This window comes from Corynebacterium sp. H127 (assembly GCF_037482665.1).
Classification (GTDB): Bacteria; Actinomycetota; Actinomycetes; order Mycobacteriales; family Mycobacteriaceae; genus Corynebacterium.
Genome location: NZ_JBBHKY010000001.1, coordinates 67,208 through 84,688, shown reverse-complemented (window position 1 = coordinate 84,688; position 17,481 = coordinate 67,208). Strand labels below are relative to the sequence as shown.

Below are 17,481 nucleotides of genomic sequence, written 5' to 3'. Positions count from 1 at the left end.
GCAATTTAGACTGCGGAGATCTCATCCAGCGCTGACACGATCGCTGTTGCTAAGGTCACAGTTGCGGCGGGCAGGACGTCGTCAAGCTGCTCCGGCGAGCTGACACTGACCAGGGTCGAGCTGACTCCTGGTCGCCCTAGCGCCCACGCTAAGGCCGCGGTTGCAGGTGCGATGCCGAGCCCGGTTGCCGCAGTGCCCAGTGCGTCGACTATGCGGGAGCTACGTTGATCCAGCTTGACCAGCACTTCCGCGTCGGTTGGTCGCACGCCATCACGGTATTTTCCGGTCAGGATGCCTTGGCCGAGTGGCGAGCTCGCGATGAATCCCAGCCCGAGGAACTGCGCCGCCGGCAGAATGCCCCTTTCGGCGCTGCGGTCAATCAGGCTGTACTCGGCCCCGGCTGCGGCAATAACTGGAGACGGAGTCACTGCGAGTTGCCAGCCCTCGTAGCCCCGCAGCCCGGCATAGCGAGCGCGACCCGAACGCACGATCGCTTCTAAGGTGTCTGCAACCTCCGCCGGGGGCGTCGCACCATCCCAATACTCCGCACTCACCAGGTCCACATGGGTCAGGCCCAACTCGGCGAGGCTCCGGTCCAACTGGCGAAATAGGTTTCGCCGGGAACAATCCACGCGCCTGCCCACTGGCGCTTCTGGGTCGACTCCCAAAGATAAGGAGAGCACTAGGTCGTCGCGGCTGAAGTCGGGGAGGACTGTCCCGAGGAGTCGCTGCGCGGCACCGAAGTGGGTAGCGGGGGTGACGTCGATAAGCGTGCCGCCTGCGGAAACGAAGCGCCGCAGCACCTGCGCCGCAGTTTCCGGGCTGAGGTTCGCATCCCAGGCACGGGTGCCTAAACCGATGCTGGATACGCGCAGGCCGTGTGTGCCGAGTTGACGTTGCTTCACAGCAACTTAGGATACAGCTCCCAAGGTGTCGATCGGCTCAGTGCCACGAAGTCCGGCTAGGGTATCAGGGGTGAATAGTGCTGCAGCTACGGAACCCATGTCCTGGGTTCAAACGATCGTCCTGTCCGTCGTGCAAGGTCTCACCGAGTTTCTCCCGGTGAGTTCCTCCGGCCATCTCCGCATCATTTCCTCCTTGTTCTGGGGCCAGGATGCCGGAGCCTCCTTTACCGCCGTGATCCAGCTGGGCACTGAAGCCGCTGTGTTGGTGTACTTCGCCCGCGATATCTTCAACATCGCCCGGGGTTGGCTTAAGGGCCTGTTCAATAAGGCGGAGCGCGGCTTTGATTACCGGATGGGTTGGATGGTCATCGTGGGCACGCTGCCAGTGGCCATCGTGGGGTACTTAGCCAAGGATCCTATCCGGGATAACCTGCGCAATATGTGGATCACCGCTACCGTGCTCGTGCTCTTCTCCTTCGTATTTATCGTGGCGGAGAAGTTCGGCAGCAAGAAGCGTTCCTTTGAGGAATTGACCATGAAAGACGCCATCATTATGGGCTTGGCACAGTGCCTGGCACTCATTCCAGGTGTGTCCCGTTCCGGTGGTACCGTCTCCGCTGGTCTGTTCACCGGACTCAATCGTGAGGTCGCCGCCCGATTCTCCTTCCTGCTGGCTATCCCTGCTGTGTTGGCTTCCGGGCTGTTCTCGCTACCCGATGCCTTCGCACCTCAGGCAGGACAGGCGGCTACCGGCGCGCAGCTGCTGGTGGGTACGGGTATCGCCTTTGTAGTTGGCTACGCCTCTATCGCGTGGCTGCTGAAGTTCGTGTCCAACAATTCCTTCTCTTGGTTCGCGGCGTACCGTATTCCAGCAGGTCTATTGGTCATGGGGCTGCTCGCTATGGGGGTATTGCAGCCTTAGGGGCCTTTAGTCGCCTGAATGTGGGTCGCTCACGCTACAGTAAAAAGCATGAAATCGTGGCCACGTCCAGTAGTTCCCAGTATCGATCCTTCGCTCGGCAAACCAGTACCCCTGGTGTTGTTTGATACCGCCGATCAGGACCTAAGCCTGGTGCAGGTCAAGGACGGGGTGGCTGGCATGTACGTGTGCGGGATTACGCCCTATGACTCCACGCACCTCGGACACGCAGCAACCTATCTAGCCTTCGATTTGGTGTACCGCCAGCTCCGCGACAACGGCGTCACCGTCAAGTACGTCCAAAACATCACTGATGTGGATGATCCGCTGTTTGAGCGCGCGGAGCGCGATGGCGTCGATTGGCGCGAACTAGGCACCAGCCAAATTGATCTCTACCGCTCGGACATGACTGATCTCGAGGTCTTTCCTCCGGACGAATACGTCGGCGTGATCGATGCCGTGTCGGAGGTCATCACGATGGTGCAGGGGCTATTGGATAATGGTGCCGCTTACGTCGTCGCTGACGAGGAACATCCCGACATCTACGCCAGCATCACCGCCACCGAGCAATTTGGCTACGAGTCGGGCTATGACCGCAGTACCATGGCGGCATTTTTCGCAGAGCGCGGTGGCGACCCGGAGCGTCCAGGCAAGCGCGATCCGCTCGATGCCCTGATTTGGCGCGCAGCACGGAACGGCGAACCCAGCTGGGATGCCCCCTTTGGTGCGGGCCGTCCCGGTTGGCACATCGAGTGTTCCGCCATCGCCACGAATCGGCTAGGGGAGAGCTTTGCCATTCAGGGTGGCGGCAGCGACTTGATCTTCCCGCACCACGAATTCTCCGCCGCACACGCCGAGGCCCTGCACGGCAATCCGCGGATGGCGGCCCACTACGTACACACCGGAATGATCGCGCTGGATGGTGTGAAAATGTCCAAGTCACTCGGCAATTTGGTCTTTGTGTCCAAGCTGACTGCAGCCGGCCACGAGCCAAGCGCGATCCGCCTCGGTGTGTACGCTAGCCACTACCGCGCTGATCGGGATTGGTCAGATGCGGTACTCACCACGGCCGAGATGCGGCTGGAGCACTGGCGCAGTGCGGTGCGCCGCGCCTCCGATGCTGAGGTGGCCAAGAAGTTGCTTGCCGAGGTACGCTCGGCGCTTGCCGACGACCTGGACACCCCGCGTGCGTTGGCCGCCTTGGACTCTTGGGCGTTGAGCGTCCCAGACACCGCCCCAGAGCGAGATAGCGAAGCAGGAAAAATCATCCGTACCATGGTGCACGCGCTGTTAGGCGTCAAGCTTTAATGCTGCGCCCGTCACACTTTTAAGGGAGAATACAAAGCTATGAGCATTCGAGCACAGTTGCAGTCGGACGTCGACGAATTCATTTCCAACCTAGAAGAGTTCGCTACCGGTTCTTACCTTCGTGAAGAGGAACGCGAGTTCTGGGATCAGCCTTTCGACCCAGCACAGTTGCCGCAGTTGCGCACCATATTGGAGTCTTTCCTCGACGAGCTTGATCAGCTGCCTGCCGATGCAGACCCAGAGACCATTCCCACCCTGGTGGGGGCAACGGTGACTGCGATCGAAGAATTCAATGCCAAGAACGCCGATGCCGTGGTCGAACCAGAAGAACGCGAGGAACTGAATGCTTTCTTCCGCAAGGCAGTGGCGGCATCGCCGGCAAATACTGAGGGAATTTCCGCACTTCCAGAACTGGAATAGTCTAAGCTGTCTAGTTTATGAAGACTAGTACAGCTTTTCTCGACGCCCTGTCCGATAAAATTCTCATCGGCGACGGTGCCATGGGCACCCAGCTGCAGGGCTTCGACATGTCCGTGGCAGGTGACTTCCAGGGACTAGAAGGCTGTAACGAGATCCTCAATTACACCCGGCCCGACGTTGTCGCCAGCATCCACCGCGCCTATTTCGCGGCCGGCGCAGACTTCGTAGAAACCAACACCTTCGGCTGCAACCTGCCAAACCTTGCCGACTATGGCATCGCGCAGCGATGCGAAGAGCTGGCGTACCTCGGCGCGAGCATCGCCCGCGAAGTGGCCGCAGAGTTTCCTGGTCGCTTCGTCGTCGGCGCCCTCGGCCCCGGCACCAAGTTGCCTTCCCTCGGCCACGCGCGTTTCGACGAGCTGAGCCATCACTACGAACTAGCCGCGCGCGGCCTGCTCCGCGGCGGCGCCGACGCCATCCTCGTTGAGACCGCTCAAGATCTGCTCCAGGTCAAAGCAGCTGTATTGGCCTGCAAACGCGCTTTTGCCACCGAGGGACTGGCGCTACCGATCCTGTGTCACGTGACCGTGGAAACCACTGGCACGATGCTGCTGGGATCCGAAATCGGCGCGGCGCTAACGGCGCTGGAACGCTTAGGAATCTCCGCCATCGGGTTGAACTGTGCCACAGGCCCCGCCGAGATGAGCGAACATCTACGCTACCTGTCCCGGCACTCCTCAATTCCGGTTAGCGTTATGCCCAACGCAGGACTGCCGGTGTTGGGCAAAAACGGGGCCGAGTATCCACTCTCACCCGCGGAAATGGCAACTGCTCTAACTGGCTTCATCGATGAGTTCGGCTTGAGCATGGTGGGTGGTTGCTGTGGCTCGACGCCTGAGCATATTCGGCAGTTGGCTGCCACCGTCGCCAAGCGGACGCCACAGCCGCCACGGCTGCAGCATCCTGAGGACACTGTGTCCTCGCTGTACCAGGCTGTGCCGCTCACGCAGGACACCGGCATCACGATGATCGGGGAGCGCACCAACGCCAACGGCTCTAAGGCGTTCCGGGAGGCGATGCTCGCGGGCGATTGGGAGAAATGCGTGGACATCGCCAAGCAGCAGACTCGCGATGGCGCGCACCTGCTCGATGTCTGTGTGGATTACGTGGGGCGCGATGGCCGTGAAGACATGGTCGAATTGGCATCTCGGCTGGCCACGGCCACCACCTTGCCCATCATGCTGGACTCCACTGAGCCTGCCGTATTGGAAGCTGGATTGCAGACGCTGGGCGGACGCTGCGCGCTGAACTCCGTCAACTTTGAAGACGGTGACGGCCCGGATTCTCGCTACCAAAAGATCATGCGACTGGCCCGAGATCACGGCGCTGCCGTCGTAGCTTTGACCATTGATGAGCAAGGCCAGGCGCGGACGGCCGAGCACAAAGTGGCGGTGGCCAAGCGGCTCATCCAGGACATCACGCAGACTTGGGGACTAGCGGAACAGGACATCATCGTCGATTGCCTCACCTTTCCAATCTCCACCGGGCAGGAGGAAACGCGTCGCGACGGCATCGAAACGATCGCGGCCATCAAACAGCTCAAAGCGCTGCATCCGAATGTGCACACCACGCTGGGGCTATCGAACATCTCCTTCGGCCTGAACCCAGCCGCACGCCAGGTGCTCAACTCCGTCTTCCTCAATGAGTGCATCGAGGCGGGCTTAGACACCGCCATCGCCCATTCCTCCAAGATTCTTCCGATGAACCGCATCCAGGAGCGGCAGCGGGAGGTGGCCTTGGACATGATCTATGACCGTCGACGCGAGGGCTATGACCCACTGCAGGTCTTTATGGAGCTCTTTGAAGGTGTCGATGCCACCAGCGCCAAGGATGCCCGGGCGGAGGCCCTTGCTGCGCTGCCGCTGTTCGAACGCCTCGCACAGCGCATTATCGACGGCGAGAAGCAAGGGCTCGAGGCGGACCTAGATGCCGCCATGTTCGAAAAGGACCCCATCGAGATCATCAACCAAGACCTGCTCGCCGGCATGAAGACCGTGGGTGAACTCTTCGGTTCAGGACAAATGCAGTTGCCATTTGTGCTGCAGTCCGCGGAAACAATGAAGACGGCAGTGGCCTATTTGGAAGACTTCATGGCGGCCTCCGATAGCACCGGCGCAAAGGGCAAACTAGTCATCGCGACGGTGAAGGGCGATGTGCATGACATCGGCAAGAACCTGGTGGACATCATCTTGTCCAATAATGGCTACGAGGTAGTCAACCTGGGGATCAAACAACCAATCCGTGACATCGCTGCTGCTGCCGAGGAGCACCATGCCGATGTCATTGGTATGTCCGGGCTGTTGGTGAAGTCCACCGTGGTGATGAAGGAGAACCTGCAGGAGCTCAATTCTGCCGGACTAGCCAAGTACCCCATCCTCTTGGGCGGAGCCGCGCTCACCCGCAGCTATGTGGAACATGACCTCGACGAGGTCTATGAAGGCGATGTCTACTACGCGCGCGATGCCTTTGAGGGACTCACTCTCATGGATTCTGTGATGGCGCTCAAGCGCGGCTCTGTTTCACCCGAGCAAAGGGCCGCAGCGGAGCGAGCCGAGCAAAAGAAGGCGGAACGCAAGGCACGGAGGGAGCGTTCCTTGCGTATCGCCGAGCAGCGGAAAGCGCAGGCCGAACCCGCTGCCGTGCCAGAGCGTTCCGACGTCGATACCGCAGTGCCTCGCGCTACGCCACCTTTCTGGGGAACCCGCATCCTCAAGGGGATCTCGCTCGCTGAGTTCCTCCCGATGCTGGATGAGCGCGCCCTGTTCATGGGGCAGTGGGGCCTGAAGCCGGCTAAGGATTCCGATGAATCCTACGAGGAGCTCGTCGAGCGCGAGGGACGCCCCCGGCTGCGCATGTGGTTGGACCGGCTGAAAGCGGCCGGAATCTTGGACCACGCCGCAGCCGTCTATGGCTATTTCCCTGCAATATCCCAGGGCCAGGACGTGGCGATCCTGTCTGAACCGCAGCGGGACGCTGCCGAACGCACCCGCTTTAGCTTCCCGCGCCAGCAGCGTGGCCGCTTCCTGTGCATCGCCGACTTCATCGCTTCCGACGCGGTCGACGTGCTGCCGTTCCAGCTCGTCACGATGGGCCAGCCCATCGGTGACTTTGCCAACGAGCTCTTCGCAGAAAACAACTATCGGGATTATCTGGAAGTCCATGGGCTTGGGGTACAGCTGACGGAGGCTATGGCGGAATGGCTGCACTCCCGGATCCGCGCAGAGCTCGCACTACCAGGTGACCTGCACGTCGGGGATCAGGATGCCACCGACCCACGACGCTTCTTCGACCTAGACTATTCCGGCGCTCGTTATTCCTTCGGCTATGGTTCCTGCCCCGACCTGGAATCGCGCACCGCTTTAGTGGAGTTGCTTGAACCACAGCGGATCGGGGTGTCCCTTTCGGAGGAACTCCAGCTGCATCCGGAGCAGTCCACCGATGCCTTCGTGCTCTATCACCCAGAGGCAAAGTACTTCAACGTATAGGCTGCTTGATATGTATCAAGCAATTTTGTGGGACATGGACGGCACCCTCGTAGACTCAGAGCCGCTGTGGGAGATCGCCACCTATGAGATGAGTGAAGCCATGGGGCGCAGGCTCACACCCGAGCTGCGCGCCCAGACCATAGGCGGCACTTTCTCCAACACAGTCCGGATATGCGCCCAGCACGCTGGTATCACGGTCTCCGAGGCGGACTACCAGGGTTATCGATCCCGGCTGTTTACCAGGATGGATGAGTTGCTGCGCTCTCGCTTGGAACTAAACCCCGGCATCGCTGAGCTGTTACAGCAGTTGCATGCGGCCGGTACACCCATGATGGTGGTCACCAATACCAATCGTGTGCTCGCTGACCCGGCTATCGACGCCGTTGGTCGTCATTTCTTTAGCGACACCATCTGCGGGAACGAAGTTTCCGCCGGTAAGCCAGATCCGGAGATCTACACCACGGCAGCTGCGCGGCTCGGCGTGAAGCCGCAGCAGTGCCTAGTGTTTGAGGATTCTGGGGCTGGTATGACTGCAGCAAGCACCGCGGGCTGCCGCGTCATCGGCTTGCCGGCGGCCGGGGGAGTCCCGGCTGGGGTCGTCGATATGCGAGATCTGCACGGAAGCACCTCCTTTATAGGGGTGACCCCGGAAAAGCTGGCACGTTGGTTCGACCTCTTAGCCACCCCAGAGCCCGTTGCTGTGGAAGAATAGTTGCGTGAAGAACTTTGACTCGCTATACGCTGAACTGCTCGAACGATCCACCTCTCGTCCAGAGGGATCCGGCACCGTTGCCGCTCTGGATAAGGGTGTGCATCATCTGGGCAAGAAGGTCATCGAAGAAGCGGGCGAAGTATGGATCGCCGCCGAGTACCAGTCGGATGAAGAGCTGGCGGAAGAGATGTCCCAGCTCATCTACTGGACTCAGGTGATCATGGTCAAGCGTGGCCTGAAGCCCGAAGACGTCTACAAGTACCTCTAGGGGAGTTGGCTACCTATGTTGAGAGTTGCTGTTCCAAACAAGGGCTCATTGTCTGAGCGTGCGGTTGAGATTCTGCACGAGGCTGGCTACGAGGAGCGTCGTGATCCGAAGGCATTAACGGTCCTGGATACGGCCAATGATGTCGAATTTTTCTTCCTGCGCCCCAAAGACATCGCTATCTATGTAGCGAAAGGGCACCTGGATCTCGGTATCACTGGACGTGACCTTGCCGCCGATTCCATGGCAAAGATCCAGGAAGTAATGCCACTAGGCTTCGGTGGTTCCACCTTCCGCTATGCCGGCCCACGTGGCGCTGCGCTGTCCGTTGAGTTGTTGGAAGGTCTGCGGGTGGCTACGTCCTACCCGAACCTGGTACGAGAGGATCTCAAGAGCCGGGGGATTACTGCGGAGGTGATCCGGCTCGATGGTGCCGTCGAAATCTCAATCAAGCTGGGTGTGGCCGACGCGATTGCTGATGTCGTCTCCACCGGCCGCACGCTGCGTAAGCAGGGGTTGGAGCCTTTCGGCCCCGTCATCTGTGACTCGGAAGCCGTCGTGGTGGCTCGCGCAGGCATCGATCTCACTGATGCACACCGGGTGTTCCTGCGTCGCATGGAGGGCATCCTGCACGCCCAGAACTTCCTGATGATTGACTACAACATCGAACGCAGCCTACTGGAAGAAGCCACCACCATTACCCCTGGTCTCTCCGGTCCGACGGTGTCACCACTGGCGAACGAGAATTGGGTAGCGGTACGCGCGATGGTGCCGCTCAAGGAAGCGAACTCCATCATGGACCGACTCTCACTCTTGGGAGCAAAGGCGATTTTGGCATCGCAGATCCGGATCGCCCGCATGTAAGTTCGCAAGGAACTTTTTCTTAGCCGTTAGCAACACACCGAGTCAGCGGTGCTGCTAACGGTTTTTCTCGCGTTGAGTAGGGGGAATCAAAGGTGGCAGCCACCGGATTTACGTGCCTTTCAAGTGCAAAACGGAAGTACCCCTACTTTGAGGTAGCAGCACTTAAGGGAAAATAAGGTTAAGCGATATTTGCCCCGCCCAAAGTCCGCTTAAGAAACACGTCACCTGCAGTATTCATCAACGTTCGATTGTTAAAGACTATCGCTTCGACATTCATAAAAGTTCCACACCTAAAACGTGCATAATGCCACAATTAGAAACGCGCTTCCTGTTGGAATTGCATTGGGAAATTCACATAGGATCGCTATTATTAGTTATTGAACCAGCTTAAGAACTACCCCAATTTCCGATTTCACACTTAACGTTTCCGAAACCGCACAGCAGTTCCGGAAAACCAAACACTTGGGCACCTGCCCACCATATGTAATCTGCACCAACCTGGTACAAGGAGTACACAACCAGTGACTGAACAAGATTTCTCACAAGGCACCCGCACCGAAGAAGACCTCCTCGGCACGATGGAAGTTCCAAACGACTGCTACTACGGCATCCACACCCTGCGCGCCGTGGATAACTTCGCCATCTCCGGCAAGACCCACAATGAGGTTCCAGACTTCATTCGTGGCATGGTCCAGGTAAAGAAGGCCACCGCAATGGCCAACCGCAAGTGCAAGACGCTTCCTAAGGACAAGTACGAAGCAATCGTATGGGCCTGCGACCAGATTCTGGAGCATGGACGCTGCATGGATCAGTTCCCAACCGACTCCTTCCAGGGCGGCGCAGGAACCTCAATGAATATGAACACCAACGAGGTTGTTGCAAACCTCGCTCTGGAGCACATGGGCAAGCCAAAGGGCTCCTACCATGATCTGAACCCTAACGATGATGTCAACATGGCCCAGTCCACCAATGACGCGTACCCAACCGGTTTGAAGCTCGGCATCTACCACGCCGCACTCGACTACATTGCCGAGCTGCGTGAGCTGGCAGAGGCTTTCAACGCCAAGGGCGAAGAGTTCAAGAGCGTGTTGAAGATGGGCCGAACTCAGCTGCAGGACGCCGTCCCAATGACACTGGGCGGAGAATTCCATGCATTCGGACATGGCCTCATCGAGGAAGCTGACTTCCTGGAAGAAGCCATCAAGATCCTGCTGACCACCAACCTCGGCGCAACCGCAATCGGCACCGGCCTGAACACCCCAGACGGCTTCCAGGATGCCATCGTGGCTGCTCTTGCTGAGGTCACTGGCCTGGAGATCAAGGGCGCACCAGACCTGCTCGTCGCAACCTACGACAACTCCTGCTACATGCACGCACACGCTGCAGTGAAGCAGTCCGCGATGAACCTGTCCAAGATCTGTAACGATCTGCGCCTGCTGTCTTCCGGTCCACGCGCCGGCCTGAACGAAATCAACCTGCCAGAACGCCAGGCTGGTTCTTCGATCATGCCAGCAAAGGTCAACCCGGTTATCCCAGAGGTTGTCAACCAGGTGTGCTTCAAGGTCTTCGGCAACGACATGTGCGTACTGATGTCCGCTGAAGCTGGCCAGCTGCAGCTCAACGTCATGGAGCCAGCACTGGCACAGGCAATCTTCGAGTCCCTGTCGCTGCTCACCAACGCTGTCAAGGCACTGCGCGAAAAGTGCGTCGTGGGCATCACCGCCAACGAAGATGTCTGCCGCGCGTTCGTCGACAACTCCATCGGCATCATTACTTACCTGAACCCATTCATCGGCCACCTCAACGGTGACAAGATCGGCAAGGAGGCCGCTCAGACCGGCCGCTCCGTGCGCGAACTTGTCCTCGAAAAGGGACTGATGGACGAGGCACAGCTCAACGAAGTTCTCTCCACCGAGAACCTCATGAACCCTGTGTACCGCGGAAAGCTGTACGAGGACTAAAAGCTTCGTACTAGGGCGTCACGTTCCTAGTTTGGCAGTGACGCCCGCCTTGGGTAACGCCGATCGGTAGGAGATTTATTGGCTTGGGTCTCCTACCGAAAGGCGTGCTCAAACCCCATCATTCTTCCATAACTGAATATCTTCAGTGAAACCATTTCAACCGAGTTTCACGCGAAAAATGCCACCGCTGAGCTGTGCAAGGCGATTCCAGATTCGTGCGAAACTCACCTAACCCAAGGGAAAGACCAGTGCTCGCACTTCAAATCATCATTGTCCTCGCGGCCATCTTCATTGGCGCGCGCTTGGGCTCCATTGCCATTGGCTTTGCCGGTGGCGCTGGCGTCCTGTTGCTTGGACTTACCGGTATCCCGGTGACGATCAAGGACATTCCTTTTGATGTCATCGGCATTATCATGGCCGTCATCGCAGCAATCGCAGCGATGCAGAAGGCCGGTGGCCTCGACTACCTCGTCTACCTCGCCGAAAAGGCGCTGCGTAAGAATCCAAAGCAAATCACCATCTGGGCACCTATCGTGACCTGGCTGATGACAGTCTTCTGTGGCACCGGACATACCGCATTCTCTACTCTTCCAGTCATCGCTGAGGTGGCTAAGGAAGGTGGCGTCCGCCCATCCCGTCCACTGTCCATCGCCGTCGTCGCTTCGCAGATGGCCATCACCGCATCCCCAATCTCCGCTGCTGTGGTCTTCATGGCATCCATCATGGAACCACTCGGAGTCGGCTATGTCTCCATGCTCGGAGTGTTCCTGCTCTCCACGTTCATCGCGATCATCATCACTGCCTTTGTTACCAACTTCCTGGGCAAGGACCTGGCAGATGATCCTATCTACCAAGAGCGTTTGGCTAACGGCACCTCTAAGCCACCAAGTGGCAAGCACGACTACGCCCCAATCAAGGGTGCTAAGGCTTCCGTCCTCATCTTCCTCGTCGCGATCATCCTGGTGATGTTCTACGCAACCGCTATTTCTGACCAGGTTGGCTTGATCAGCGATCCGAAGATCCCTCGTAACGAGGCCATCATGGCCATCATGCTCGGTGCTGCAACCGTAATCACCCTGGTCTGCAAGATCAAGGCAGATACCATCCTGCAAACCCCAGTGTTCCGTTCCGGTATGTCCGCATGTATCTGTGTGCTGGGTGTTGCTTGGCTCGGTACCACGCTGATCAACCACTACATCGAGGACATCAAGCGCCTGTCCGGCAACATCTTGAATGACTACCCATGGATGCTGGCTGTGGTTCTCTTCTTCGCCGCCGCACTGCTGTACTCCCAGGCTGCTACCGCCAAGGCTCTGCTCCCAGCAGCGCTCGCCGTCGGTGTCTCCCCATTGGTTGCAGTTGCTTCCTTCGCCGCAGTTTCCGCACTGTTCATCCTGCCTACCTACCCAACGCTGCTTGCAGCTGTGGAAATGGATGACACCGGATCCACGAAGATCGGCAAGTTCGTCTTCAACCACTCCTTCATCATCCCAGGCACTCTGGCGATTTCCCTCGCTGTTGCCTTCGGCTTCCTATTCGGTAGCTTCATGCTCTAGGAAATTCCTTTTCGATACGAGGCCTCATCACTTTTGCAGTGGTGGGGCCTCATTTTCATTAGATTGGGTCTTATGACTTATCCATCAGATGCCGACATCGCCCGAGCACACCACCTCGAGCCCATGGACACCATCGCGCACCGCGCTGGATTGGATCCACGATTCGTGGTTGGCTACGGACGCGGCAAAGCGAAAATCGACGTCGCCGCCATGCCCGCAACACCTCGCAAGGGCACACTCATTCTGGTCACGGCCATGTCGCCCACCCCAGCCGGCGAAGGCAAATCCACCGTCCTGATCGGGCTAGCCGACGCCGTGCGCGCCGCCGGCCACAGCACTATCGTCGCGATTCGGGAACCATCCCAAGGGCCAGTCATGGGCCTCAAAGGTGGCGCCGCCGGGGGAGGACAGGCACAGATCGTCCCGATGGAGGACATCAACCTGCATTTCACCGGTGATCTGCACGCCATTGCTGCTGCCAACAACACCCTTGCTGCGATGGTGGACAACCACATCCACCAGGGCAATGAGCTGGGCATTGACCCGCGACGCGTCACGTGGCGCCGCTGTATCGACGTCAATGACCGTTCGCTGCGCAATATCGTCAGCGGTCTCGGCGGCCCCACGCACGGCACCCCGCGCGAAGCCGGATTCGATATCACGGCAGCCTCCGAAATCATGGCCGTGTTGTGCCTGGCCACCGATCTCAAGGATCTCCAAGAGCGGCTCGCTCGCATCGTCGTCGGGCAGACGTACGAACGCAGGCCAATAACCGCTGCGGAACTCGGCGCCACCGGCGCCCTCACCGCATTGCTTCGCGACGCCATCAACCCGAATCTCGTCCAGACGCTCGGAGGCACCCCGGCTATCGTCCACGGTGGCCCCTTCGCCAACATCGCCCATGGTTGCAACTCACTCATCGGAACTGACACTGCCTTGCGACATGCTGATGTCGTACTCACGGAGGCCGGATTCGGCTCCGACTTGGGCGCGGAAAAGTTCTTTGATATCAAGGCGCGCGCCGGTGGGCTGCAGGTGAACGCGGTAGTCGTCGTCGCAACGATCCGTTCGCTCAAATACAACGGCGGGGTAGCAAAGGATCAACTCGCATCCGAAGATCTCGTGGCACTAGAGCGTGGCTTGGCCAATTTGGGGCGCCACTGCGAGAACGTTGCCAAGTTCGGGGTGCAGCCAGTCATTGCGCTCAACCATTTCAGCAATGACACCGCCGCCGAGATCGCGCGGGTCCAAGACTGGGCTAGCGAACGCGGACTGCAGGCCGTGCTCACCACCGTGTGGGCTGAGGGCGGGGCAGGAGCAAGCGAACTGGCACGAATCGTGCTGGAGTCGGCCGTCGAGAAGCGAAGTGCGCCGCTCTATGACCCCGCGGAAGGCACGGAGGCCTCGCTGCGCACTATCGCGCGGGAGATCTACGGCGCCGCAGATGTTCAGCTCAGCGCCGCCGCGGCCGCGGATCTGCGCTACCTCCAGGAAAACGGGTGGGATAGGCTGCCAGTGTGCATCTCTAAGACGCCGTACTCCTTCTCCGATGACCCAACTCAGCTTGGTGCCCCGAATGGGCATACCCTGCATGTCCGCAAACTTGTTCCGCGCATCGGCGCTGGCTTCGTGGTCGCGCTGACAGGCGATGTGATGACCTTGCCAGGTCTGCCGAAGCGGCCCGCTGCGGAAGGCATCGACGTCGATGCCACGGGGTGCATCACTGGCCTGTTCTAGTCGGCGGTGCTACCCGGCCAACCAGGGTATTCAGGTGGTGTTCCGCCGAACGCGGGACAAAGGTTCTGGTGTGGACACCACCCACACAACTTGGAGGTTTTCGGTCGGAAGCTGCCGGCCTTGCCGTCGCCTTCGATCTTGGCCCATAGTTCGCCTAGGTCACGTTCAAAGTACTCGAGTTCCTCCCGCGATGGCGTGAGGATCATCGAGTCCATCACCTTCAGGTACATCAACCGCAGTTGCGCTGGGATGGTGTCAAAGAGTCGCCAGTACACCAGGGCATAAAAACGCATTTGGAACTGCGCGTCCTGGCTCCACTGCGGTTTAGGCTTTTTACCCGTCTTGTAGTCCACCACCCGCACTTCGCCGCTAGGGGCGATGTCCACCCGGTCAATGAAGCCACGCACCGGCACGCCGTTCGGCAGCACCTCGTCCACGTACATCTCGCATTCGTGGGCGTCAAAGCCCTGGGGGTTCTCCATCTCGAAGTAACCGCGCAGCAGAGAACGGGACTCGACGAGGAAGTCATAGAGTTCCGTCTCAGGGACGAGCTCGTGATAGTCAGGGGACTTCGCCGTGAGCTGGGCCCAATGTGGTTTCAGTCGCTTCACCGCGGCTGGATAAGTGCGTTGCTCCCGCGGCAATTTGTGCATTTCCTCTAACACAGCATGCACCAAAGTTCCCTTGACCTGCGCAACCGTGCTGGGTTCAGGCAGCCTATCGATGGCCCGGAGCCGGTAGAGCAGCGGGCACTGCTTGTAATCAGACGCGCGGGAAGGGGAGAGAGCGAGTGGTTTTGCGGAAGCCATAATGGGATAGTTTAACCCGCTCGGGATCAGTTGTTAGTGCAGCTTGATCAGGCGTGGCAAGCTGGGAAGTATGTCTGAAGCATTCCTGGATTTCATTGCAGCTAGCCCCAGTTCCTACCACGCGGCGCACGAGGTCGGGCGGCGACTCAGGGCGGCCGGGTTCACGCAGCAGGACGAGGCCACGGCGTGGTCCGCCACTCCGGGCGGCCATTTCCTGATTCGCGGCGGGGCCGTACTCGCGTGGTGGGTCCCAGATGCTCAACCGGATGCTTTCCGCATCATCGGCTCGCACACTGACTCGCCGGGCTTCAAACTCAAGCCGCGCGGGGACCTGAGCAGCGCAGACTTCCAACAAGCGGGAGTTGAGGTATACGGCGGGCCTATCATCGCTTCCTGGCTGGATAGAGAACTAGCGCTCGCCGGCCGCATCGTGCTTCGCGACGGGAGCACCCGCAACGTAGCCACCGCGGGCGACTTCCGTATCCCACACCTGGCCATCCACCTGGACCGCAGCATCAACGAGGACCTCAAGCTGGATCGCCAGGCGCATACGCAGCCAATCTTCGCCGTGGGGCACCCAGACACTTCAGTTTTGGATGTGGTTGCGGCGGCTGCAGGCGTGGATAAGGATGACATCCTCAGCCATGACATGATCACCGTGGATGCGCAACGCGGCGCGCTGTTTGGCGTCGATAAGCAGCTCATCGCGGCCGGCCGCATGGATAACCTATCCAGCGTCTACGCCTCCTTGCAAGCCTTCCTCGCTGCCACTACTTCCGCAAGCGACGTGCTGGTGCTCGCCGCCTTTGACCACGAGGAAATCGGCTCAGCGTCTACCACCGGGGCCGCGGGACCGATCTTGGAAGACGTGCTGTCCCGCACCGCCGCTGCACTGGGCGCAGGGTTCGAGGAGAGCAAACAGATGTACGCGCGCTCCACCTGTGTCTCCGCCGACGCGGCCCATTCGCTGCATCCGAACTTCGTTTCGCGCCACGACCCAGTGAACTACCCGCTGCTGGGCCAGGGCCCGGTAGCCAAGGTGAACGCCAACCAGCGCTACGCCACGAACGCGCTCACCCACGCGCTGTGGGAACAAGCCTGCGTCGCCGCGAGTGTCCCGAGCCAGGTGTTCGCCGGCAATAACAACAGCCCGTGCGGTTCGACGATCGGGCCGATTACGGCCACCCGCCTGGGTATCGACACCGTCGATGTGGGCATCCCGTTGCTGTCCATGCATTCGGCCCGCGAGCTCGCGCATGTGCAGGACATGGCGTGGCTCGAGCAGGCGCTACTGTCTTACCTGACCTTGAGTCGCTAAGATCTAAACATCCAACAGAAAGGCCCCCACATGGCATACTCCGGCCCATTCCAGGCAGGCGACCGCGTCCAGCTCACCGATGCTAAACGACGCCACTTCACGATCATCCTGGAAGAAGGGGGAGTTCTGCACTCGCATGCCGGCATCATCAAACACGATGACATCATCGGCAGCCACGAAGGCACCGTTGTCGAAGCAGCGCAGGGCGCCCAATACCTGTGCTTCCGCCACCTGCTGGTAGACCATATCTTGTCCATGCCGCGCGGCGCGGCCGTGATCTACCCGAAGGACACCGCCCAAATCCTCGTGGAGGGCGACATCTTCCCAGGCGCTCGCGTTCTCGAGGCTGGTGCAGGCTCCGGCGCGCTCTCTATGGCGCTGCTGCGCGCCATTGGCCCAGAAGGGGAGTTGATCTCCTACGAGATCCGCGAGGACCACCTCGAGTACGCCGAATCCAACGTTGACGGCTGGTTCGGTGGCCGCCCCGACAATTGGTCACCACGGCTCGGCGACCTGCAGGAAGTCACCCTGGATGACCTCGGTGGTCAGCCCGTCGACCGCATCATCCTGGACATGCTCGCGCCCTGGGAATGCCTCGATGTCAGCTCCCAGATCCTCATGCCCGGCGGAGTGTTCATGGCCTACGTCGCTACCGTGCCGCAGCTGATGAAGGTAATGGAAGGCATCCGCGAGCAAAAGTGCTTCACCGAGCCAAAGGCCTGGGAATCACTCGTACGTGAGTGGAAGGTCGACGGCCTAGCGACCCGCCCCGAGCACCGGATGAACGCCCACACCGCGTTCCTGATCTGGGCACGCAGGCTTGCCGACGGCACCGTAGCACCACGCCCACAGCGCCGCGGGCGCCGCTAGCGTTTCGCTATACTGGCGATGCCATAGGACATTACTATAGAAAGGAATTTATATATGCCTTCTGAAGCGATCTACATTGGCGTCGTCATCCTCCTGATAGTGCTAGCAATTGTTGGCACAATTTGGGCTCGCAAATGGGCAAAAGACCGGAAGAACCCAGGGGAACGTGACCTTTAACCGGGAACAGCTCGATTCGAAAGCATGCTTCCTGGGGTGTTAGGGGCGTCTTTGTCGAAAATCCACCTCCTTATGGAAGTTTTCCGGCCTTTTCCTTCCATTTGAGGGTGGAAAT

At 59.4% G+C, this 17,481-nt stretch carries 15 protein-coding genes; 13 read left to right on the top strand and 2 right to left on the bottom strand.

Going from position 1 to position 17,481, the window contains the following annotated elements; all coding sequences use genetic code 11:
- Positions 1–5: 5 nt before the first annotated feature.
- Positions 6–905 (bottom strand): aldo/keto reductase, encoded by a 900-nt coding sequence (locus tag WG936_RS00380; protein WP_339563567.1) that lies wholly within the window; start codon positions 903–905, stop codon positions 6–8.
- A gap of 97 nt (positions 906–1,002) precedes the next feature.
- Here WG936_RS00380 and WG936_RS00375 point away from each other — a divergent pair, with 97 nt between their 5' ends.
- The 10 genes from WG936_RS00375 to WG936_RS00330 all read left to right on the top strand — a co-directional run bounded on the left by WG936_RS00375 (position 1,003) and on the right by WG936_RS00330 (position 14,192).
- Entirely contained in the window at positions 1,003–1,827 is an 825-nt protein-coding gene (locus WG936_RS00375; protein ID WP_339572020.1) for an undecaprenyl-diphosphate phosphatase, read from the top strand.
- Between the two features lie 48 nt (positions 1,828–1,875).
- The gene (gene mshC, locus WG936_RS00370) at positions 1,876–3,132 is read left to right on the top strand and encodes a cysteine--1-D-myo-inosityl 2-amino-2-deoxy-alpha-D-glucopyranoside ligase (protein WP_339571803.1); all 1,257 of its coding nucleotides are present in this window, start codon (positions 1,876–1,878) and stop codon (positions 3,130–3,132) included.
- 39 nt (positions 3,133–3,171) lie between these two features.
- On the top strand, positions 3,172–3,552 hold the full coding sequence (locus WG936_RS00365) for a hypothetical protein (protein ID WP_339571802.1): 381 nt from the start codon (positions 3,172–3,174) through the stop codon (positions 3,550–3,552).
- Between the two features lie 17 nt (positions 3,553–3,569).
- Positions 3,570–7,097: a methionine synthase gene (gene metH, locus WG936_RS00360; RefSeq protein WP_339571801.1), complete on the top strand. Its 3,528-nt coding sequence runs from the start codon at positions 3,570–3,572 to the stop codon at positions 7,095–7,097.
- Between the two features lie 10 nt (positions 7,098–7,107).
- The gene (locus WG936_RS00355) at positions 7,108–7,809 is read left to right on the top strand and encodes an HAD family hydrolase (protein WP_339571800.1); all 702 of its coding nucleotides are present in this window, start codon (positions 7,108–7,110) and stop codon (positions 7,807–7,809) included.
- A 4-nt stretch (positions 7,810–7,813) separates the two neighbouring features.
- Complete coding sequence (locus WG936_RS00350) at positions 7,814–8,077, top strand: phosphoribosyl-ATP diphosphatase (RefSeq protein ID WP_339563572.1); 264 nt, start codon at positions 7,814–7,816, stop codon at positions 8,075–8,077.
- Between the two features lie 15 nt (positions 8,078–8,092).
- Positions 8,093–8,938 carry an ATP phosphoribosyltransferase gene (gene hisG, locus WG936_RS00345; protein WP_339571799.1) on the top strand — a complete coding sequence of 282 codons (846 nt, stop codon included), beginning with the start codon at positions 8,093–8,095 and terminating at the stop codon, positions 8,936–8,938.
- Between the two features lie 521 nt (positions 8,939–9,459).
- A complete protein-coding gene (gene aspA, locus WG936_RS00340) occupies positions 9,460–10,899 on the top strand; it encodes an aspartate ammonia-lyase (RefSeq protein WP_339571798.1) in 1,440 nt (479 codons plus the stop codon).
- A 248-nt stretch (positions 10,900–11,147) separates the two neighbouring features.
- Positions 11,148–12,455, top strand: a complete 1,308-nt coding sequence (locus WG936_RS00335) for an anaerobic C4-dicarboxylate transporter (protein ID WP_339563575.1) — start codon at positions 11,148–11,150, stop codon at positions 12,453–12,455.
- A 72-nt stretch (positions 12,456–12,527) separates the two neighbouring features.
- Positions 12,528–14,192 (top strand): formate--tetrahydrofolate ligase, encoded by a 1,665-nt coding sequence (locus WG936_RS00330; protein ID WP_339571797.1) that lies wholly within the window; start codon positions 12,528–12,530, stop codon positions 14,190–14,192.
- Here WG936_RS00330 and WG936_RS00325 read toward each other — a convergent pair.
- Entirely contained in the window at positions 14,189–15,001 is an 813-nt protein-coding gene (locus tag WG936_RS00325; RefSeq protein ID WP_339563577.1) for a RecB family exonuclease, read from the bottom strand. The genes WG936_RS00330 and WG936_RS00325 overlap by 4 nt on opposite strands.
- Positions 15,002–15,071: 70 nt before the next feature.
- On the opposite strand from WG936_RS00325, the gene WG936_RS00320 reads away from it, so the two are divergent.
- From WG936_RS00320 to WG936_RS00310, 3 genes are read left to right on the top strand one after another with little or no spacing between them, the layout of a single operon-like run.
- Entirely contained in the window at positions 15,072–16,319 is a 1,248-nt protein-coding gene (locus tag WG936_RS00320; RefSeq protein ID WP_339571796.1) for a M18 family aminopeptidase, read from the top strand.
- 30 nt (positions 16,320–16,349) lie between these two features.
- The gene (locus WG936_RS00315; protein WP_339571795.1) at positions 16,350–17,189 is read left to right on the top strand and encodes a tRNA (adenine-N1)-methyltransferase; all 840 of its coding nucleotides are present in this window, start codon (positions 16,350–16,352) and stop codon (positions 17,187–17,189) included.
- A gap of 54 nt (positions 17,190–17,243) precedes the next feature.
- The gene (locus WG936_RS00310) at positions 17,244–17,366 is read left to right on the top strand and encodes a hypothetical protein (protein WP_339563580.1); all 123 of its coding nucleotides are present in this window, start codon (positions 17,244–17,246) and stop codon (positions 17,364–17,366) included.
- Positions 17,367–17,481 lie beyond the last annotated feature (115 nt).